Below are 19,881 nucleotides of genomic sequence, written 5' to 3'. Positions count from 1 at the left end.
CAATCAGTCCCACAATTTGCTGAAAAGCCTGTTGCTTAAAATGTAAGCAGAAGATTCAAAATGATTTAAATTTTAACTTTTTTACCGCTCAAATATTTGGCCAAACCCTTGTTTATTTTTTTGACCAATCCAGGACCTTCATAGATCATCCCTGAATAAATTTGTACCAAAGACGCCCCCGCTTCCAATTTGTCAATGGCATCCTGTGCTGAAAATATGCCTCCAACACCAATAATAGGGAAAGCATTGTTGGACTGTTTAGCCAAAAAGCGGATCACTTCAGTACTCCTTTTTGCTAACACTTTTCCACTGACCCCTCCTGCGCCTATTTCTTGGATTTGCTTGACGTCTGTAGTCAGCGAACTCCGATCGATTGTTGTATTCGTGGCAATAACTCCATCAATTTTTGTTTCCAGAACAATTTCCACTATGTCATCCAATTGTCCCACAGTCAAATCAGGAGCGATTTTGAGAAGAATGGGTTTTGGTTTTTGCTTTCTCAAATTGGCTCTTTTTACTGCCATCAACAGCTTTTTAAGCGGTTCTTTTTCCTGTAAATCCCTGAGATTTGGAGTATTCGGTGAACTTACATTGACTACAAAATAATCCACATAGGGAAAAAGTGTCTCAAAGCAGTAGAGATAATCATCGACAGCTTTTTCATTGCTAGTCACTTTGTTTTTACCAATATTCCCACCTATCAATACATCTGAGTTTCTTTCTTTGAGACGGATAATGGCATCATCCACTCCCCCATTGTTGAAACCCATTCTATTGATCAACGAATCATCAGATGGAAGTCTGAATAGCCTCGGTTTGGGATTGCCTTCTTGGGGCTTGGGAGTGAGTGTACCTATTTCAATAAAACCAAATCCCAGCATGGCCATCTCATCTATCAATTTGGCATCTTTGTCAAAACCTGCAGCCAATCCAACCGGATTTTTGAACCTCAACCCAAATACTTCCCTTTCCAAAATTGGATTTTGATAACCGTAGATCCCTTCTATAGCGTTTTTAACCAATGGTAGGTTAAAGCTTTTTTTGATCAAGTCAAAAGTGAAATGATGGGCATCTTCTGCATTTTTTTTAAAAAGTAAAGGTTTAACGAGGGATTTGTACACTTTGCTGTCTTTTTTCAAAGCGCTAAATTAAACCAAATGGATTAAAAATAATACCTTTATTATAAGAGAATATGATTGCCTAAAATGAATTTATTCACCAATATTTCTTTTTTTTAGAAAGTTGGAAGTTGAGCGTCCGAACACATTCAAACTTTAGCTATTTAGAATATGATATTATTCTGTAACTACCTGAAAAATCCAATTCCGTTCATTAAAGGATCTTTTGATAAAGAAGAATGGAATTCCAGTAGCTGCTATTATTAATCCCGTTCCACTATGCGAAATTGTATTATCACTAAATGGTGTAATACCTACAACAACAGTTGAAATCAGAAGTTCTAACACCGTAACTGCCCCTCCAAGGGCAATTATTCCTACTCCTACTACTTTTGGTCCAATAGGGTTTGACTTAAATTTAGCAATTTCATTGATATCAACTTCCTGGCCTTTCACAAAAATTCTACCATCATTCAAGATCGCCATTTCCCCCTTAATACGCTTTCCGTCAAATGTTTTGATGATAACCCTTTTTCCATTATTGATATATTGAATATTTCCATTCGACTTATGGAACAGACCAAGCTGAAATTTTTCTACCTGTTGCCCAAACGAAAAACCTGTACCCAATAAAAAGAATAAAATGGTTAGTCTGAGTTTATACATAAAGTTTATAACAATGTGAATTCATTTCTTCGAAAACTAACTTTTTTTTTAAAGTATGCAAATCATCATATGTTATTTAACTTTTATCATTCTACCCTAAATTATCCCCGTGGATGAAACTCATTCAATACCTGCCTGAGGTAATCCCTGTCAAGATGGGTGTAGATTTCAGTGGTGGTGATGCTTTCATGGCCGAGCATCTCCTGGACAGCCCTCAAATCAGCCCCGCCTTCAATCATATGGGTAGCAAAACTATGCCGGAAAGTATGGGGGCTCACATTCTTCTTCAAACCTATCAATTCCACTTGCTTTTTGATAATCAGGAAAACCATCACCCGTGTGAGTTTTTTACCCCTTTGATTCAGGAAAACAAATTGTTCATGGCCTTTGGCCGGTGTCATGTGGTTTCGGACTTCCAAAATGTATATTTTCAAGTATTTTAAGGCATCTTTTCCAATAGGCACAAGCCGTTCTTTATTGCCTTTTCCAATAACCCTTAAAAACCCAACATCTTCATAAACATTCCCGATTTTTAAGTCCGTCAATTCCGTAACCCTCAAACCAGAACTGTAAAGCACTTCCAACATGGCTCTGTTTCGATGACCATGATTTTCACCTAAAGGAATACTTACCAAAATCTGATTGATTTCATGAAAACTTAAAGTATCCGGCAGTTTCCTCCCCAGTTTGGGTGCCTCCAAAAGCTGCGCAGGATCTTCAGAAATACTGTCCTCGTACATCAAAAAACGATAAAAAGCTTTGATTCCCGAGATGATACGGGCTTGGGTGTATTCTGAGATTTCAAGTTCGGCCAGCCCATTGACAAAATACCTCAAGTGTTGTAATTTAACCTGCGTTGGTTGTACATCTGGAAAATTATTCTCCATATACCTGCTGAGCTTTTCCATGTCCTGCTGATAGGCCAGTATGGAGTTTTTACTCAATGACCTTTCGATTTTCAGGTGATGTTGGAATTGACGGAGAAATGGGGTCCAAGTGGACATATGTTTTTTAAATTAAAATATCAATTGAATAATTGAAGGTTGCTACCTCTAGCTATATTGTCAAAATCTCTATCCATGTGCCAAAGTGGAATGTTGAAATGAATTGCAGTCCATGCAATCAAACAATCGTTGCTCTTTCTAATTGAAATACCTTTTTTCTTTAAAGAAAAAAATAATTTGGCAGCACCCTCTGCAGATAGGTAAGGATCAGTCGTGAGCTTCTGTAAAGCATCGAGTCTTTGAGCTAAATTTGTAAAATCATTTTCTGATCTACAACCCTGCAACAATTCTTGCATTATCGTCGGGCAGATGCAAACTTGATCATCAATGATCAAATCAAACATTTCTTTTGAAATAGTATCATCTGAATCATTTAAGTATGTAATCCATAATGACGTATCAATTAAAACCATAATCTTTCAAATTGTTCTCATATCCTCAAGACTACCCTCCCATTTTAATTTTCCGCGAAGGTCCGCCAATTCCTTCAATTTCAATATTCTTAAATATTGCCTCAGAGCAGTATCTACGACCTCTTTTTTTGTTTTGATCGAGGATTTTTCCAAAATCTCATCCATTAATTTTTCATCTATCTCAATATTTGTTCTCATGATGTAAATTTATATTATACACAAAAATAACACATTTTATACACATAAAAGTTTAATCCCCAAAAATCTGCATAATCGCTTTTTTACCGATAACTTTGACCTTTCAAAACCACTAACCTTCAATCACATTGAAAATCTGTATTATCAACGGTCCAAATCTCAATCTCTTAGGCAAAAGAGAACCGGAGATCTATGGCAGCACTTCTTTTGAAGATTATTTTGAAACACTGAAAACAAAGTTTTCTGATCTGGAATTACATTATTTTCAAAGCAATATTGAAGGTGAAATCATTGATAAGATTCATGAAGTTGGATTTGATTTTGATGCCGTCCTGATCAATGCCGGAGGATACACGCATACTTCTGTTGCCATTTCGGATGCGATCGCAGGAGTGACCACTCCGGTATTGGAAGTACATATTTCCAATATTTACAAAAGAGAGGAATTCCGTCACAAAAGCATCATCACAAAAGAATGTGTTGGCATGATATCTGGTCTTGGTCTTAAAGGGTATGAACTAGGCATCAGGTTTTTTCTAAAACAGTAGCTTCAGAAAATAATATCAAAATATCTTTAAGTAATAAATATCAATTTACAAAGCATTGAACGTCTAAAACATCAAGACTTTTCAAACTAATAGTTCATCAAATTTAGGAATCATGATCACATTTGCACCGGGACCTTCTAAGGTCTATGACAAGTTACCCCAATACATGCAGGACGCCTACCAAAAAGGAATTCTGAGCGCAAATCATCGTTCTGCTGTTTTCATGAATTTATACCAGGAAACGGAAACGCTCATGCGGGAGAAGCTTCATGTACCTCAGGACTACAAGTTACTTTTCACCTCCTCTGCAACAGAGAATTGGGAAATCATTTCCCAATCCATCGTGCAGTCTGCAGGATACCATATTTTTTCCGGTTCATTTGGCAAGAAATGGTTTGATTATGCAAAATACATTGAACCAAAATGCTTTGCTCATAAATTAGAAGCTGATCAAACCATTGATGTTGAAAATTTGGAAATAGGAGAAGCATATGATGTGATAGCCATTACCCAAAACGAGACTTCTAATGCCACTCAAGTGACCAATCAGACCATAGCAGCCATTGCAAATAAGTATCCTGAAAAGATGATTGCGGTGGATACCACTTCTTCAATGGGAGGAATTGAATTGGATTTTCAATTGGCAGATATTTGGTATGCTTCAGTACAGAAATGTTTTGGGCTGCCTGCAGGCTTGGGTATCTTAATCATTTCTCCTAAAGCCATTGCAAAGGCAAAGAATAAAGGCGAAAGAGGAAGATATAATAGCCTGAACTTTGTTCTTGAAAATGCAGAAAACTATCAGACGCATTACACCCCCAATGTTTTTGGAATTTATTTGTTGTATAGAGTTTTACAGGACATTCCTGAAATCCAGCATATAGACCAAAAAACAAGGGAAAGAATGAGGACTTTGGAAGACACCATTGCCAATACAGGAAAATTAAGAATGCTCATCCCAAATCCTGAAGCTAGAAGCAGCACTGTCTTGGCAATCACCGGAAGGGAAGAACTTATCTCAGAAGTCAAAAAGTCAGCAGAAAAAGAAGGAATGCAAATGGGTGGTGGATATGGTCCATTAAAGGCAAGCAGTTTTAGAATAGCAAATTTCCCTGCTATCTCTGATTCGGAATTTCAAAATCTGATCAATTTCTTAAAGAATTATTAGGCTTGATATAATTGAATATTTGTCAAAGCTTGATTCCAAGTATCAATATTTTGCCAATAAAGCACTAAAACTCCATGCTCAATTTTAAAGAAATATTTTCAGTCACTTTGATCCTTTTTTCGGTCATTGACATTCTAGGTTCCATACCGATTGTCATCAATCTCAGGAAAAAAGTAGGTCATATCCAATCGGGCAAGGCTACCCTTGCTGCAGGTGTTTTAATGATTCTGTTCTTAATAGTGGGTAAATCTATCTTAGGACTATTTGGAATTGGGGTAGAAGATTTTGCCATAGCGGGTGCTTTGATCATTTTTGCCTTGGGTGCTGAAATGATTTTAGGAATAGAGCTTTTCAAACCTGACCCAGAAGCTTCAACTACAAGTGCGTCCATAGTCCCCATTGCATTCCCATTGATAGCAGGTGCTGGCACATTAACAACCATACTGACACTAAAGGCCGAATATACACAGGTGAATATTGCTGTGGGGATAGTTATTAATCTGGCTATAGTATATGCAGTTTTGAAAAGCACTAATTGGCTGGAAAGAAAACTGGGTAAAACAGGTTTGGACGTCTTAAGGAGAATTTTCGGCATCATTCTATTATCCATTGCCATCAAGATTTTCAAAGGTGCTTTGTATACAGGTGAGATGATATGATTAATAAACCAAGTAGGTTTCATAACCAACTTGGTTTTCCTGTTTTTTCTAGGTATTCCCTAAAAAATCTACTTTTCTTTGCAACATGATTACAATCTTTACAGACGGTGCCGCCAAAGGAAATCCTGGACCAGGAGGATATGGCGTTGTTATGAAATACAATCAGCATCGAAAAGAACTATCAGGAGGTTTCCGACTCACCACCAATAATAGGATGGAACTCCTTGCTGTTATCCGTGCACTTCAAGAGTTGAAAGTAAGGGATATTCCCGTTTCCATTTACTCAGATAGTAAATATGTGGTGGATGCCATTGAAAAAGGTTGGCTTTGGGGTTGGCAAAAGAAAGGATTCAAGGACAAAAAGAATGTCGATCTTTGGAAAATTTATATCCCTTTACATGTAAGGTATAAGCCGAAGTTCGTGTGGGTAAAGGGACATGCCGGACATCTTGAAAATGAACGCTGCGACCAATTGGCAGTGTCTGCTGCAGAAATGCCCAATTTACCGGCAGATGAGGGCTATGAGAATATTTAATTTTGTATTCAGCAAAGATGGCAGTTATCTAGCTTTTCAGTGTTGGAATTACGAAGATTGCATGAATGGATAGTTTAGCCAGCTTTTATTTTAGTTACCCTCTTGACTGATGAGATAGCCGATACCCCAAAATCTGATCTATAATCCTTTGAAGAAATCGGCACACCGACATGAAAAACTCCACTTTCAATTTCAAACAATTTGCTGTGCAACAGGACAGATGTGCCATGAAAATCAGCACTGATGGGGTTGTTTTGGGAGCCTTTGCAGGTCGGGGATATCCCAAAAACATTTTGGACATCGGAACGGGTACTGGGGTTATTTCATTGATGTTGGCGCAGAGATTTCCAGAAGCGATGATTACCGGAATTGAAATTGACAAAGACGCTTCTGAACAGGCAACCGAAAATGTCCGCCAAAGTCCTTGGCCTGACAGGGTTAAAATTTTGCATCAAAGTTTTCAGGAATTCCAAAAGCAACATCAAGGCAAATTTGACCTGATTGTCAGCAATCCTCCCTATTTTCCTAAACACTTACTATCACCTGATCTAAAAAGAAACCTTGCGCTTCACAACGATAGTCTTACTTTCGGTGAACTAGCAAAAGGTATAGGAAGATTAATGGAGCAGAATGGCCATTTTTGGTTGATTTTGCCTCCAGACCAAATGAAAACAATCAATAAAATTCTAGAATTTTCGGGAATTCACACTATTGAAAAACTGGATTTAAGGGATAAACCGAATAAAAATATAATAAGGACTATACATGCTTTCTCCTATTCAAAATATGAAATAAAAAAGTCTGATATCCATATTAAAGCTGAATCAGGAGATTACTCAAAAGAATATTCGGAACTGTTAAAAGATTTTCTTACTATATTTTAGTTCATATATTAATCTCGTAGGAACAAATTGTTTTTTTAAATCCATTATTCCTGTATTTTTAGAACCAATTTTAAGAATAAATAAATGAATAAGAGTAAAATCGGTGTTATAAAATTGCTGGTCATTCTACTTGCTGTTTTTGCATCTTGTGAGGAAGAAATTATAGTTACTCCCTCCCTGATTACAGAAGAAGTAATCTACCTTAGTGGAGAGCGGGTCAGATTATTGGGAAGGGTCATCACAACTCAAAATGTCAATGCAAATGACCATGGTTTTTATGTTGCTGAAAATGAGGCATTCAATCAGCCGTTGATCATTTCTCTGGGAGAAAAAACTACCCCGGGTAGGTTTATTGGTGAAACTGAGGTCTTGAATATTGAAAGCACTTACTATGCCAAATCCTTTATCAATGTAGGTGGAGAGATTCAGTTCGGCAATGTCTTACAGCTCACCACACTATCACCTGAAGTTCAAAGCTTTGCACCAAATAATGGTCCTGTTGGAACTATCATTACTTTAACAGGAAAAAATTTCACTTCGGATACCCGTATATTAATAGGTGACAGGCCTGCCGAAATTCAGAGAATAGAATTTGAATCAAGAATAACAGCCAAAATTCCAACTGCAGGCACAGCGCCTAGGGAGAATGTGACTGTTATTGTTCAAGGCAAAGAAATTATACTTTCCCAACAATTCGAATACACCACGGGGGCATTTTCTAAACTTGCCAATCCTCCTTCATCCATCCGGCTGAATGAAAATATTTTCTTCCAGGACAATGAAGATTTATATTTGGGATTAGGAAGCGATGGCAATCAATCTTTAAATTCAAAAATCTGGAAATATAATTTAGGTAATGAGCAATGGACAGAGGCTTCTTATCAAGGAGATCCTCTTTGGTTGGCTTTTTCTACCAACAATTTTTTTGGTGGTGGAGCTAAAGAAGTTATAGCTCCCTATGTTACGAGCAGAGATTTTTGGAAAATACAGAATGGAAATTTTGAAAAATTACCGGATTTACCATTTGAGTCAATAGAATCACTCTCTTTTGAAACTGATGAAAACTTGTATGTAATTGGTGGCCTCCTTGGAAGAAATACCTTTAAATATTCTAAATCTTCTGGAGAATGGGCTAGCATCAATCCTATTCCATTTTCTGCAAATAAATCCGACCTACATTTCACCCACAAAAACAAGCTTTATGTGACCAACTCCGGCGATAAACAAATCTTTTTGTTTGATCCTGAAACGGAAGCATGGAGTTTATTCAGTACATATCCCGGAGACATTGTAAGTGGTTCAGGATTTGGAGTTAGTATAGGTGACCGTGTTTATGTAGGAATGAACAACAGGTCTCTACAGGTATGGGAACTCAATATGATTTCTGGAAATTGGGTGAAAAAAAATGATTTCATAGGCACACCTGCTGCAAGAAATGTAGGAGTATATTCAAATGCTGGGTTCATCTATCTGGTAAGAAGACTTGGTGCTACTGGTATATTAGAATTCTGGAAATTTGATCCAAATGGTCTTTAAAAATTGATATGATGAGAAAAATTTTACCATTACTATTTTTCCTTTTGCTAATAGGTATCTCTGCGATTGCGCAGCAAAAAAATATCGTGGGAAGAGATATTGGACAATTAAAAGATCTACAAATAAGTGGCAGGATCATAGATGAGATCACTGGTGAACCCTTAGTTGGAGCTACAGTTACTGTCCAAGAGATTACAAAAACAGAGATTACAAGTACCAATGGCACATTCAACCTGACATTGGATCGTGCTGAGTATACTTTGGAGATTAGGTATGTAGGCTACGAAACCGTGATATATCCATTTGTGGCTGTAGGAGATGGCAGGATAAGCCTTACGATGATTCAGGAAGACTTTACATTAGATGATGTGGTCATCTATGGCAGTGATCCTGAAAAAAACATTAGAAGTACCGATATGGGTGCCATAAGCATCAGTATGAATACATTGAAAGAATTACCCCCTTTTCTGGGAGAAGTGGATATTATTAGGAGTATTGCGACATTACCAGGTGTAAGTCAGGTTGGGGAGGCCTCTTCGGGGCTGAATGTACGTGGAGGTGGGGCTGATCAAAATCTGATTATGTTTGCAGGAGCTCCAATTTATAATCCCTCCCATCTTTTCGGCCTGTTCACGGCATTTAATCCTGACGTTGTCAATGATTTCACACTATACAAAGCAATTATCCCAACCAAATATGGAGGTAGAGGATCTTCCATATTAGACATTACTCCAAAATCAGGGAGTTTGACCAATTGGGGAGGTGATTTGATGGTCGGTACTGTTTCTGGTAAAATCGGAATTAACGGGCCTATAATTCAAGATAAAGTTTCTGCTAAAATTGGAGTTAGGGGATCTTATATTAATTGGCTACTGGGAGCACTAAACAATCCCGATCTGAGAACAAGCCAGGCTAATTTCAATGATGTGAATGGGATTCTGTATGGTGAAATCAATGACAATCACAATGTCACCTATAGCTTTTACCGTAGCTATGATGATTTTGCACTAGCCTCTGATACCACCATTTCATGGACAAATATGAGCCATACACTGGCTTATCAGGGTAAATTTTCTGAAAAGTTCTCTGTCAATGCCATAGGATTTTATACGCTTTATGATTTTACCATCTTCAATCAATCTGGGATCAATAATTTTGATCTAAAATCCGGGATTATAGATAATGGATTAAGGTTGAACTTCACTTATGCGCTGAGTGAAAGAAATAGGATTTCATTTGGAGGAGATACAAAAAACCTAACCATCAATCCAGGAGAACTGATCCCGGGAGTAGTAAATGGAGAGTCTACCATTCTTCCTCAATTAGTCCAGAGCGAATACGCAAGAGAGTCAGGTCTATACCTCCAACATGAACTTGAATTGGGGGAAAAATTTGGTTTTTCTTATGGTATGAGATATGACCTGTATCAATATTATGGACCAAGGACAGTCCGGGAATATGCTCCCAATCTTCCACTGAATTCTGGAAATGTTGTAGGTGAAAGGACTTATGGAGATGGAGAACTTATCCAGACTTATGATGGATGGGGTCCGAGAGTTTCCATGCGCTATTCTATCGATTCCAAAACCTCCATCAAAGGTGGTTATAACAAAATGTACCAATTTATCCATTTGATTTCCAACACTGCCACCATAGCTCCTACTGATGTTTGGAAATTGAGTGATCAATTTTTGAAACCACAGATTGTAGATCAGTATTCTTTAGGTATTTACAAAAACTTTAAAGGAAATATTTTTGAGACTTCAGTCGAAGTATACTACAAAGACATTCAAAATGTGGTGGAATACAAAGATGGTGCAAAGCTTTTGCTTCAGAATAATCTGGAAACAGAAATTATTCCCGGGGAAGGAAGGGCATATGGAGTTGAAGTTTATGCAAAGAAAAATCTTGGGAGAATTACCGGATGGGCCAGCTATACTTACTCTAGAGCTTTCAGAAGGGTCATCACCCCCTTCGAAGAAGAGATCATCAATGATGGGGAATGGTTCCCTGCCAATTTTGATAAACCACATGACCTTACATTGATTGGAAATTATAAAATGGCATCCAATGTTTCCCTATCTGCAACCTTCTCCTACAGTACAGGAAGACCGGTAACTTTCCCTGAAGCAAAATTTGATTTTGCGGGCAATTCCCTGGCATTTTTCAGAAACCGGAATCTTCAAAGAATCCCCGATTTTCATAGATTGGATCTTTCTTTGAATTTCCAATTGAAAGGTAAAGGGAAGTTTTATGATGGGGACTGGACTTTTGCTGTCATGAATGTTTACGGTAGAAAAAATCCATTCTCAATATTTTTCGCCGACCAGCCAGGTTCCCCTCCACAGGCCTATAGACTTGCCATACTTGGTGTGCCGCTTCCAACCTTGAGTTATTCAATGAAATTCTGATGAACATGCTAAAAAGATTGATTTATATATTACTGATAATCCCTATTTCATGTATTGATCCTTATAAGATTGATATCCCTCAAGGGGCTCAATTGCTGACAGTAGATGGATTTATTACAACTGATCCTGGACCACATCTGATCAGATTGACTAGAAGCGATACCTATGGGAGTGTTTTTGAGGGCCTGATTAGGCCTGTAATAAGAGCAACAGTTGGAATAAGAGATAGCGAGGGAAATGTCACCTTCCTCAATGAACTTGCCAATGATGGCATATATGCCACTCCGGAAGGATTTATGGCAAGAGTTGGGGTTTCATATTCCCTACAGATTGATTTACAGAATGGCAAGTCCTATACTTCTCTACCCGAAAGAGTAGAATCTGTACCTCAAATTGATTCACTTTCATACCAGTCAGTGAAATTTAATACCAATGATAGGTTAACTGATCTCATCGGCGTTCAGGTATTTGCCCACTTCCGTGATCCAAGCGATCAGACTAATTTCTACTATTGGAGAAATGGCCCCTCCACATTTGTATTGGTAGCAAACCCCGAATTGCATACTTTATCCCCTAATCATCCTACCAATCCAAGGGGTCCGGATCCTAAGGACTGCTGTGCGACTTGTTACGTACAGGATGAATCAAGAATCCAAAGATTTACACTTGCTTCCGATGATAATTTTAATGGACTATCTCAAAGACTCCCCGTACTATTTATTGAAGATGATGGATTGAGATTCAAACAAACATATAGAGCAGAAATACAACAAATATCTGTTTCAAGTGATGCGCATAGGTTTCTAAGGTTGATAGAGCAACAGACAAACCTTACCGGAAGTGTATTTGACAATCCTCCAGCAAATATCAGGGGAAATATAATTAGCCTTGATGATCCGGATGAGGTGGTATTGGGGTATTTTATGGCAGGGTCGGTAGATAAAAAACAAGTCTATATTGAAAAAAATAAACTTGAATTTCTTCAAACTCCTAGGATAATTCCAGATGATTGTCTTACTGTAAGCGGGGCTCAACTGAGTCCCCCATCAGATTGGAACCCATAATAATATTTATTCCAATCGTATCAATTACAATAGGTATTCATAAAGGTGTCCAGAAAAGATAGGGTAAGAAAAAGTTAGAAACAGACTTTTTCTTACCCTATACAATTAATACAGGATCAATGTAAGATCTAAATTAGTATCACGATTAAATCAATAATGATATTGCATTTCAAGTGGCCTCAAACAATCATTCACTAAACTGCTCTGATTTTTTCTTCAAATTCAATTCCTGTTTTTTCTAAAGCCTCCAAAATGGGCTCATAAATCTCGGGGAGAACTGGGACATGTAAGCCCCTTACAATGATTTTACCATCCAAAAAGAGGTCTACAGCAATTGCTAAAGGTAGACCCACTGTCTTCGCCATTGCTGTATATTCCTGATTTTCCCCTTTGCATACCAAACTTGACACTACTTCCTTCATGCCCTTGGGAGTTTCAATCCCCAGTAAATGCTGCATCACTATCATATCCCTGTCTTGAAAATCCAGTTTCCATTTTTCTTTCAAAATCTCTTCCAAAATTGCCGCCGGGCTTCCATCAGTCTTTGGTAATGGCTCATTTGAAAACATCCCCAACCATTCTATTTTTCCGAGAATTTCATCATTTATCCATGGCAGAAGATCCTGAAGCTTTTCCTCCAAATTTTTTGTCTCATGATAAGGCAAAAAAGAATTGAAAAACATCCTGTGTGAAAACCAAGAAGGCAATTCCATCTTAAAGGAATCGTCTGTAATCCCTAATTGTACAAAAACATCCCAACTTTCACAAAAACCAGTTCTTCTTAAAGTCCCTCTTAACAAAGTAGAGATATCATCAAGCCCATAAATCTTTCTATAGCTCAAAGAATCTCTGTTTGGATATCCTTCAAAATCTCCCACTTCGTCAAAGCTGATGTTTTCCAGTCTCTTATAAAGCATGTGATAGGGAATATATTTGAGCTCTCCATTTTGGATAAACCGAGATGTTCCCTGACCAGCAAGAACAACATTTCTAGGGTTCCAAGTGAATTTATATTTCCAAGGATTATTCTCACTTTCTGGTGCTAGCAACCCTCCTGTATAGGACTTGAAAGAAAAAATCCTATTTCCTGCTTTTTTTTCATCATTTATTATTTTCATTGCAGACATGTGGTCTAATCCTGGATCTAATCCACATTCATTCAAAAAAAGCAGGTTTTTGGCTTCAATTCCATTTTTCATTTGCCTCATTTCCTCAGACTCATAGGAAGCGGAAAAAAAATGTTTCCCCAATTCCAGACAATCCTTAGCGATGATAGGATGTAAAAAGGCCGGAAGCATTGAAATCACCAAATCAGATTCCCCGATTATGGCTTTCCTATTCTCAGCTTCATCCAGATTTATCTTAATTGCTTTCCCTGATTGATGATTCTTAAGCTTTTGAGAAGCAATTTCTTCAGAAACATCAGCTACTATAATATTTCTATTTTTTGCTACAGCTGTTTCTAAAAGATAGTCAATTAAATAAACGGATGATTTACCTGCACCTAGGATTAATATTGTCTGCATGCTGAATATTGAAGTTAAAATTACAGTTCGAAGTTGTAAAAAAACAAGGAAGGCTAAAAATCTAACATCATAATTAAATGTAAAATAACAATTACGGATTTTTTTTTGTTATTTCATTTCGATTTTTAAATCAAAAAATGAACAGAAGAATAGAGTTAAAAGTAAGTTTGGAGGTAATCCAAAAAAAAGATTGGTCTGAGGAGGAAAATATATTGATCTCTAAGGCCAGCAGAATTTTAGAAATGGCTCATGCCCCATATTCAGGATTTCTAGTCGGAGCTGCCTTACTTCTGGAAGATGGTTCTATTTTTGTGGCCAACAACCAAGAGAATGTTTCTTTTCCGGTAGGTGTCTGTGCAGAGAGGGCTGTCTTGAGTTATGCTATGGGAAATCACCCTAAGCTAAGACCTATAAAATTAGCAATAGTTGCCAAAAGAAAAGGTGAAAAAAAGAATGCGACCGTAACACCATGTGGACTATGCCGTCAGACTATCAATGAATATGAAGTCAAATTCGGGCATCCTATAGAATTGTTAATGCTCAATCCTGACGGGGAAATATTAAAAGCATCTGGTATAGACCAGTTATTACCTTTTAGGTTTACAGATTTAAATAGTTAATGAAATATAATTTCAAATATCAGCATACGTCTCATTACAGAACATCCCATGTAGTCAATAGAAATGAAAAGGAAATTCTTATTGCTCTTCACGGGTACGGCCAATTGTCAGAATATTTTCTCAAAAAATTCGAACCAATATTCAAGGAAGACAGATTGATTTTAGTGCCTGAGGCCACCAACTATGCTTATTTGGAGGGTTTTGCTGGTAGAGTCGGGGCCAATTGGATGACACGACATGAGCGGGAAACTGCCATAAAAAACAACAATGAATATCTCAATGGGCTTCTTGAAAATATCCTTTTAAAATACAAAAATAAACCAATCATCAAGGTCCTAGGTTTTTCCCAAGGGGCTGCCACGGCTACAAGATGGGTCAGTCAATTGGCTTTATCAGTGGAGACGCTAATACTTTGGAGTGGGGGATTTGCCCATGACCTTAATTTCCAAGAAACCGGAGAAAAACTAAAGAATACAGAAATCATTATTGCCTTAGGGAATAATGACAGTCTCATAACACCCGATTCCAAAGAACAACAAGATGAATTTATTTCCAAGTTACCTTTTGAAGTCAAAAAGCTTCAATTTGATGGTGGACATGACTTAAATATTCCTTTACTCCAAAAGATTTTTGAATAAAACAGACATCACCAATTATACCTGAAGAAAAATGTTTGATTTGAACTGCGAGTTATTTAATTTTCTTAAAATTTTATCTGAAATACATAATGCTTACCCTATCTGAAAAAGAAGTTGAGAAAATAGCGGCCAAGCTGCTAAAAGGGATGATTTGTTTTTTCCAATTGGACAATAAAAAAATTCACCATTTGCCTGATGATGAGGACTATTTCAATTATGATCTTACTCCTGAAGAGGAAGATATTCTGGATGAAATAGACGACAACCCTGACAATTTTGCAGAATTCACAAAGATGGAACCTAATCAGGAACATCAAGTGATGGAGAATTTCGCAGAGAGAATAGTGAAAGAAAGAAATTTTCAGGACGAACTCTTCAATGCTTTAAGTAAACCTAAAGCAGCTACAGGTTTTAAATTCTTAATCGATAGCTCTGGGAAATATTCTGAAAGGTGGCAAGAATACCGCATCCAAAAATACAAGGATTGGGTCAAAGAGCAGGTTGACAGCTTCAACTATTCCGAAGAATAAATGAAGCCACTTTTTTCTGGTGGCTTCCCTTATTTCTCTCCTTTTCTAGTTTGTCTTAATCCATCTCCAAATGGTTTTGTAATCGACTTTGGTACCATGAATCAGTATGCCAATTCGGTAAATTTTTCCGGCTACCCAAGTACTGAACAAAAACCCTGTTATCAGCAATCCCATAGAGAGCGCTAAGTCCCAAAAAGGCACGCCATAACTTACCCTTCCCATCATGGCTATTGGCGAGGTAAATGGAACTATAGACAGCCAGAAGGATACATTACTATTTGGGTCATTTAATACAAAAACAAAAAGACCCATATACCCAATCAAAAGTGGTATGGTAATGGGCAGCATAAATTGTTGCGCTTCTGATGGTGTATCAATGGCAGCACCAACAGCGGCAAAAAATGCTCCGTAAAGCAAGTACCCTCCCAGAAAATAAAATACAAAGGTCAAGGTCAATTGGAAAAAATCTATTCCCTGAATCGTTTGAATTATTTTGTAAATATCATTATCTCCATTGATCATTTGACTCATTTCAGGGTTTGCAAGATCCATGATCTGCTGTTGAGGCATCTGCATACCAAAATAGCCGATGATTACAGAAGAGATTCCTCCTATCAAAACCACCCATATCAGAAATTGGGTGAGACCTACAGCGCCGATTCCGATTATTTTACCCATCATCAACTGAAATGGCCTGATCGAAGATATAAGGATTTCAATGATCCGGCTGGATTTTTCCTCGATGACGCCCTGCATGATCTGATTTCCGTAAATAAAAATAAATATATAGATCATAATTCCTGCCATGAATCCAATGGCATAATTGACTGTTGCATCAGTGATCTTTTCATCTCCTTTATTATCCAAAGTAATGGATTGAATAGCCACCTTGGTTCTGTAGGCATTGATGACTTCGGGATCAATCCCTGATTCAAAAAGTCTTTGCTCTTCAATTCTTCTTTTCAGATTGGATTCAAGAAATGAGATCAATCCCATACTTGGGTTTTTTTCGGCATAATAGGTAATCCCAACAGGCCTAGTAAGGTCTAAATTCGGTATATACAAAAAGCCGAATCTTTCTCCATTTTGGACCATTGACTTTGCATCCTCCAATGACGTATTGGAAAATGAAAAAGCATATTGCTCCGAACTCTCAAGAAAAAACAAGTTATTATCATCTACGACTTCTATAATCCTTAAAGCGGAACTGGAGGATTCACCAACAGCTATCCAAAGAAACAAGCCCATAATGGCCGGAAAAACCAGTGGGGTCAGAATCGTAGCCAAAAGAAATGATTTCTTTTGGACCCTTGAAAGGTATTCCCTTTTGATGACCAGCCAAACTTTACTCATTTGAATATTCTTTTACCTGTTGGATGAAAATTTCTTCCATACTGGGAAGTATTTCCTGAAAACTGACCACTTCCCCGTAAGACATCATTTTGAGAAGCAATTGGTTTGGGGAGTTTTGCCCAAGAGGCAATGTAAATGTGGCAACTCCATTTTTTAAATGTGCTCCAAACTCCAATGGCAGACTATCATCACTACTTATAAGACTAACTTTATATTTATTAGGTCTGAATTGTTGTTTGATATCTTCTAGACTACCTTCTAGAATTTTATAGGACTTGTGGATCATCGCAATTTGATCACACAATAGTTCTACAGATTCCATCCTATGGGTCGACAAAACCAGCGTAATCCCCTTATCCCGCAACTCCAGTATTTCATCTTTAATGATTTCAGCATTGATAGGATCAAAGCCAGAAAATGGTTCATCCAAAATAAGCAGCTCAGGCTCATGGATAATCGTTGAAATAAACTGCACTTTTTGAGCCATTCCTTTTGAAAGGTCATCAATCCTCTTGTCCTTCCAGGAATTGATATCCATTTTTTTCAGCCAATAAGTCACCTTTTCTTTAGCAGTGGCAGCAGGCATACCTTTTAGTCGGGCAAAATAGATCAATTGATCCCAAACCTTCATTTTTTTGTATAGACCTCTTTCTTCAGGTAAGTAACCTATTCTAGAAATATGTTTTGGATGCAATTTTTCTCCTTTGAACAGAACCTGTCCCTGGTCAGCTTCTATAATTTGATTGATAATTCTGATCAGGGTTGTTTTTCCAGCCCCATTTGGCCCCAACAACCCAAAAATTCCTCCTTCCGGAATACTTAAAGAAACATCACTTAAGGCCTTGTTTGGCCCATAGGCTTTATTCAAATGTTCGATTTCGAGGATAGCCAAAGAATTTTTTTTTGGTAAAATAATAAAACTTAGGAGCGTATTTTACTTTAAGGTAACAGATCCCACAGAAACATCAATATTGAAGGTCATTAGATTCTTGCTATTTTCTTTATAGGTTCTGCTGACATATGTTTTGTTACCTATATCTTTTAGATGTTTGGGAATATAAGTTCTGCACATAGGAGTGGATTTAATTTTGACAATAAAAGGTTGGCTATCGTCAGGCAGTTCAAGATTCACTTTTCCTGCTCCCACCATTGCTTGAATATTGCAGGATTCAGGCATATTATCTGAGAAAGAAAGATTAAGTGTGCCATAGTTAGCCTCAAAAATCATCTCCTTGGCATTGGTATAATTAAGATTGAAAGCTTCAAGATTACCCATATTGATGGTAACCATGATGGTATCCATCTTTACTGAGTTTGCAGTCTTTTTGCTATAATCGAGTATGATATCAGCACTAGTAGACTCTATAATGCAGTTGGAGATTGGCAAATGAGAAAAGTCAAGATTGGCAAGACCAATTCCAAAATAAAAATGAAGATCGTAAAGAAAATTGGAATTCAACCCAACAGACCACTTGTGTTCAAAATCGTCATTAGAGCTTGAAAAGAGCTTGTAAGATAGACTTTTTCCCAGATTTTCTGATTCAACATTTCTATGAACCAAATTGGCATAGAGAATTTCATCCCTGATTTCATGAAAAAATGAGGGCAAAATATTTACTTTAGATAAATTTGATTTGATATACACAGACTCATCTCCTTGTTTTCTTTTGATCTCAGATACACCTTTGTATACATTGAAATCCAGATAAACAAGATTGTACCCACGCCTTTCTTCAATTTTAAATTCTTTGGTGATTTGGGCCGTAAGCTGGAAAATAACCCCCAAAAAGAGTCCTATAATTAAGCTAAATCTGTTCAGCATACGGTAAGGTTACGGCGATCCATTTAAAAGGTTCTTGAAGACATAAAAAAAGCCAGATTTTTGTCTGGCTCCAAATTTTTAGAAAAATTCTTTCATTTTATCGAAAAAGCTCTTTTCAGAATTCCCTGGATCTGGCTTGAAATTATCTGAATCTTTCAGATTCTCTAAAATTTGTTTTTCATCTTTACTAAGTTGTTTGGGTGTCCAAACATTCACATGGATTAGCTGGTCCCCTATGCTATAACCATTGATATCTCTAATTCCTTTTCCTTTCAATCTGAGGATTTTTCCACTTTGTGTGCCTGGATCAAGCTTAATCTTTACTTTACCATCTATGGTGGGCACTTCAATCTGGGAGCCCAATGCCGCATCTATGAAACTTACATATAAGTCAAACACTACATTGTTGCCATCCCTCTGAAGAGTTTCGTCCTCTATCTCCTCAATCACTATCAGTAAATCTCCTGGAATTCCACCTGCAGTTTCATTCCCCTTACCAGACATACTCAATTGCATACCATCAGCAACACCTGCCGGGATGTTAATGGATATTACTTCCTCTTTCAGAATCAATCCTCTGATATCGGCCTCACTTGGCCTCTTATCCACCATCTGACCGTTGCCGCCACAAATTGAACAAGTGCTGGCTGAAACCATTTGACCCAACATGGTATTGACCACTTTTTTGATCTGTCCTGATCCCTGACAGGAAGGGCAGGTTTTGAAAGTAACACCATCAGCGATGATATGGCGTTTTACTTTGATTTTCTTTTCGACTCCGTTGGCAATTTCCTTAAGGTTGAGTTTAAGCTTTACCCGAAGGTTAGTTCCTTTTTTTGTCCTTCGGCCACCTCTGCCTCCACCAAAAAAAGATTCAAATCCTCCACCACCGAAAATATCTCCAAACTGTGAAAAAATATCTTCCATATTCATTCCACCGCCACTATAGCCACCACTTCCACCTAGACCCTGATGTCCAAATTGGTCATAACGCTGACGCTTATCTGGATTACTCAAGACTTCATATGCTTCCGCTGCTTCCTTAAATTTTTCTTCCGCTTCAGGATTATCAGGATTTTTATCAGGGTGATATTGTATTGCTAATTTCCTGTATGCTTTTTTTATTTCTTCAGGAGCAGCACCTTTACTTACCCCTAATATTTCGTAATAGTCTCTCTTTGCCATATT

The 19,881-nt window shown here is 37.5% G+C and carries 21 protein-coding genes; 11 read left to right on the top strand and 10 right to left on the bottom strand.

Annotated features, from left to right (window positions below):
• Positions 1-65: 65 nt before the first annotated feature.
• From HMJ38_RS19450 to HMJ38_RS19430, 5 genes are all read right to left on the bottom strand, one after another.
• Positions 66-1,121, bottom strand: a complete 1,056-nt coding sequence (locus HMJ38_RS19450) for a quinone-dependent dihydroorotate dehydrogenase (RefSeq protein WP_194976156.1) — start codon at positions 1,119-1,121, stop codon at positions 66-68.
• Positions 1,122-1,295: 174 nt separating this feature from the next.
• Positions 1,296-1,784 carry a hypothetical protein gene (locus tag HMJ38_RS19445; RefSeq protein ID WP_194976103.1) on the bottom strand — a complete coding sequence of 163 codons (489 nt, stop codon included), beginning with the start codon at positions 1,782-1,784 and terminating at the stop codon, positions 1,296-1,298.
• Positions 1,785-1,885: 101 nt separating this feature from the next.
• The gene (gene xerD / locus HMJ38_RS19440; RefSeq protein WP_194976102.1) at positions 1,886-2,788 is read right to left on the bottom strand and encodes a site-specific tyrosine recombinase XerD; all 903 of its coding nucleotides are present in this window, start codon (positions 2,786-2,788) and stop codon (positions 1,886-1,888) included.
• Positions 2,789-2,808: 20 nt separating this feature from the next.
• Positions 2,809-3,201, bottom strand: coding sequence for a type II toxin-antitoxin system VapC family toxin (gene vapC / locus HMJ38_RS19435; protein WP_194976101.1), 393 nt, complete (start codon positions 3,199-3,201; stop codon positions 2,809-2,811).
• A 6-nt stretch (positions 3,202-3,207) separates the two neighbouring features.
• Positions 3,208-3,399, bottom strand: coding sequence for a type II toxin-antitoxin system VapB family antitoxin (locus tag HMJ38_RS19430; protein ID WP_194976100.1), 192 nt, complete (start codon positions 3,397-3,399; stop codon positions 3,208-3,210).
• Positions 3,400-3,527: 128 nt separating this feature from the next.
• Between HMJ38_RS19430 and aroQ the strand changes: the two genes are divergently transcribed.
• The 8 genes from aroQ (at position 3,528) to HMJ38_RS19390 (ending at position 12,204) form a co-directional block, all read left to right on the top strand.
• Complete coding sequence (gene aroQ / locus HMJ38_RS19425; RefSeq protein ID WP_194976099.1) at positions 3,528-3,947, top strand: type II 3-dehydroquinate dehydratase; 420 nt, start codon at positions 3,528-3,530, stop codon at positions 3,945-3,947.
• A 112-nt stretch (positions 3,948-4,059) separates the two neighbouring features.
• Complete coding sequence (locus tag HMJ38_RS19420) at positions 4,060-5,115, top strand: aminotransferase class V-fold PLP-dependent enzyme (protein WP_194976098.1); 1,056 nt, start codon at positions 4,060-4,062, stop codon at positions 5,113-5,115.
• Between the two features lie 74 nt (positions 5,116-5,189).
• The gene (locus HMJ38_RS19415) at positions 5,190-5,774 is read left to right on the top strand and encodes a MarC family protein (RefSeq protein ID WP_194976097.1); all 585 of its coding nucleotides are present in this window, start codon (positions 5,190-5,192) and stop codon (positions 5,772-5,774) included.
• An 85-nt stretch (positions 5,775-5,859) separates the two neighbouring features.
• Entirely contained in the window at positions 5,860-6,309 is a 450-nt protein-coding gene (gene rnhA, locus HMJ38_RS19410; protein WP_194976096.1) for a ribonuclease HI, read from the top strand.
• A 170-nt stretch (positions 6,310-6,479) separates the two neighbouring features.
• On the top strand, positions 6,480-7,193 hold the full coding sequence (locus HMJ38_RS19405; protein ID WP_194976095.1) for a tRNA1(Val) (adenine(37)-N6)-methyltransferase: 714 nt from the start codon (positions 6,480-6,482) through the stop codon (positions 7,191-7,193).
• Positions 7,194-7,277: 84 nt separating this feature from the next.
• Positions 7,278-8,729 (top strand): IPT/TIG domain-containing protein, encoded by a 1,452-nt coding sequence (locus tag HMJ38_RS19400; RefSeq protein WP_194976094.1) that lies wholly within the window; start codon positions 7,278-7,280, stop codon positions 8,727-8,729.
• A gap of 8 nt (positions 8,730-8,737) precedes the next feature.
• Entirely contained in the window at positions 8,738-11,140 is a 2,403-nt protein-coding gene (locus HMJ38_RS19395; RefSeq protein ID WP_194976093.1) for a TonB-dependent receptor, read from the top strand.
• Positions 11,140-12,204 (top strand): DUF4249 domain-containing protein, encoded by a 1,065-nt coding sequence (locus HMJ38_RS19390; RefSeq protein ID WP_228780159.1) that lies wholly within the window; start codon positions 11,140-11,142, stop codon positions 12,202-12,204. Before HMJ38_RS19395 ends, HMJ38_RS19390 begins: the two co-directional genes overlap by 1 nt.
• Positions 12,205-12,398: 194 nt before the next feature.
• On the opposite strand, the gene HMJ38_RS19385 is transcribed toward HMJ38_RS19390, so the two are convergent.
• A complete protein-coding gene (locus HMJ38_RS19385; RefSeq protein WP_194976092.1) occupies positions 12,399-13,730 on the bottom strand; it encodes a saccharopine dehydrogenase C-terminal domain-containing protein in 1,332 nt (443 codons plus the stop codon).
• A 137-nt stretch (positions 13,731-13,867) separates the two neighbouring features.
• Between HMJ38_RS19385 and HMJ38_RS19380 the strand changes: the two genes are divergently transcribed.
• The 3 genes from HMJ38_RS19380 (at position 13,868) to HMJ38_RS19370 (ending at position 15,518) form a co-directional block, all read left to right on the top strand.
• Positions 13,868-14,350, top strand: a complete 483-nt coding sequence (locus HMJ38_RS19380; protein ID WP_194976091.1) for a cytidine deaminase — start codon at positions 13,868-13,870, stop codon at positions 14,348-14,350.
• The gene (locus tag HMJ38_RS19375) at positions 14,350-14,988 is read left to right on the top strand and encodes an alpha/beta hydrolase (RefSeq protein WP_194976090.1); all 639 of its coding nucleotides are present in this window, start codon (positions 14,350-14,352) and stop codon (positions 14,986-14,988) included. Before HMJ38_RS19380 ends, HMJ38_RS19375 begins: the two co-directional genes overlap by 1 nt.
• Positions 14,989-15,077: 89 nt before the next feature.
• Entirely contained in the window at positions 15,078-15,518 is a 441-nt protein-coding gene (locus HMJ38_RS19370; RefSeq protein ID WP_194976089.1) for a UPF0158 family protein, read from the top strand.
• A gap of 45 nt (positions 15,519-15,563) precedes the next feature.
• On the opposite strand, the gene HMJ38_RS19365 is transcribed toward HMJ38_RS19370, so the two are convergent.
• The 4 genes from HMJ38_RS19365 to dnaJ form a co-directional block, all read right to left on the bottom strand.
• Positions 15,564-16,871 carry an ABC transporter permease gene (locus tag HMJ38_RS19365; protein ID WP_194976088.1) on the bottom strand — a complete coding sequence of 436 codons (1,308 nt, stop codon included), beginning with the start codon at positions 16,869-16,871 and terminating at the stop codon, positions 15,564-15,566.
• Positions 16,864-17,763: an ABC transporter ATP-binding protein gene (locus tag HMJ38_RS19360; RefSeq protein WP_194976087.1), complete on the bottom strand. Its 900-nt coding sequence runs from the start codon at positions 17,761-17,763 to the stop codon at positions 16,864-16,866. Before HMJ38_RS19360 ends, HMJ38_RS19365 begins: the two co-directional genes overlap by 8 nt.
• Before the next feature lie 42 nt (positions 17,764-17,805).
• Complete coding sequence (locus HMJ38_RS19355) at positions 17,806-18,693, bottom strand: hypothetical protein (protein WP_194976086.1); 888 nt, start codon at positions 18,691-18,693, stop codon at positions 17,806-17,808.
• A gap of 78 nt (positions 18,694-18,771) precedes the next feature.
• Positions 18,772-19,878: a molecular chaperone DnaJ gene (dnaJ, locus tag HMJ38_RS19350; protein ID WP_194976085.1), complete on the bottom strand. Its 1,107-nt coding sequence runs from the start codon at positions 19,876-19,878 to the stop codon at positions 18,772-18,774.
• Positions 19,879-19,881 lie beyond the last annotated feature (3 nt).

Origin of the sequence: Aquiflexum lacus (assembly GCF_015476655.1) — a bacterium.
In the GTDB taxonomy this organism is placed as follows: Bacteria; Bacteroidota; Bacteroidia; order Cytophagales; family Cyclobacteriaceae; genus Aquiflexum; species Aquiflexum lacus.
The sequence above is the reverse complement of the archived record's forward strand: the minus strand, read 5'-3'. Positions and strand labels throughout refer to the sequence as shown.

What these genes read in the sequence shown, in the direction of transcription:
- HMJ38_RS19420 (WP_194976098.1), top strand. Translation starts at nt 4,060, where the DNA reads ATGATCACATTTGCACCGGGACCTTCTAAGGTCTATGACAAGTTACCC.
- HMJ38_RS19365 (WP_194976088.1), bottom strand. Translation starts at nt 16,871, where the DNA reads ATGAGTAAAGTTTGGCTGGTCATCAAAAGGGAATACCTTTCAAGGGTC.
- vapC (WP_194976101.1), bottom strand. Translation starts at nt 3,201, where the DNA reads ATGGTTTTAATTGATACGTCATTATGGATTACATACTTAAATGATTCA.
- rnhA (WP_194976096.1), top strand. Translation starts at nt 5,860, where the DNA reads ATGATTACAATCTTTACAGACGGTGCCGCCAAAGGAAATCCTGGACCA.
- HMJ38_RS19375 (WP_194976090.1), top strand. Translation starts at nt 14,350, where the DNA reads ATGAAATATAATTTCAAATATCAGCATACGTCTCATTACAGAACATCC.
- dnaJ (WP_194976085.1), bottom strand. Translation starts at nt 19,878, where the DNA reads ATGGCAAAGAGAGACTATTACGAAATATTAGGGGTAAGTAAAGGTGCT.
- HMJ38_RS19390 (WP_228780159.1), top strand. Translation starts at nt 11,140, where the DNA reads ATGAACATGCTAAAAAGATTGATTTATATATTACTGATAATCCCTATT.
- HMJ38_RS19395 (WP_194976093.1), top strand. Translation starts at nt 8,738, where the DNA reads ATGATGAGAAAAATTTTACCATTACTATTTTTCCTTTTGCTAATAGGT.
- HMJ38_RS19430 (WP_194976100.1), bottom strand. Translation starts at nt 3,399, where the DNA reads ATGAGAACAAATATTGAGATAGATGAAAAATTAATGGATGAGATTTTG.
- HMJ38_RS19445 (WP_194976103.1), bottom strand. Translation starts at nt 1,784, where the DNA reads ATGTATAAACTCAGACTAACCATTTTATTCTTTTTATTGGGTACAGGT.
- HMJ38_RS19415 (WP_194976097.1), top strand. Translation starts at nt 5,190, where the DNA reads ATGCTCAATTTTAAAGAAATATTTTCAGTCACTTTGATCCTTTTTTCG.
- HMJ38_RS19380 (WP_194976091.1), top strand. Translation starts at nt 13,868, where the DNA reads ATGAACAGAAGAATAGAGTTAAAAGTAAGTTTGGAGGTAATCCAAAAA.
- HMJ38_RS19405 (WP_194976095.1), top strand. Translation starts at nt 6,480, where the DNA reads ATGAAAAACTCCACTTTCAATTTCAAACAATTTGCTGTGCAACAGGAC.
- HMJ38_RS19385 (WP_194976092.1), bottom strand. Translation starts at nt 13,730, where the DNA reads ATGCAGACAATATTAATCCTAGGTGCAGGTAAATCATCCGTTTATTTA.
- HMJ38_RS19370 (WP_194976089.1), top strand. Translation starts at nt 15,078, where the DNA reads ATGCTTACCCTATCTGAAAAAGAAGTTGAGAAAATAGCGGCCAAGCTG.
- HMJ38_RS19400 (WP_194976094.1), top strand. Translation starts at nt 7,278, where the DNA reads ATGAATAAGAGTAAAATCGGTGTTATAAAATTGCTGGTCATTCTACTT.
- xerD (WP_194976102.1), bottom strand. Translation starts at nt 2,788, where the DNA reads ATGTCCACTTGGACCCCATTTCTCCGTCAATTCCAACATCACCTGAAA.
- HMJ38_RS19355 (WP_194976086.1), bottom strand. Translation starts at nt 18,693, where the DNA reads ATGCTGAACAGATTTAGCTTAATTATAGGACTCTTTTTGGGGGTTATT.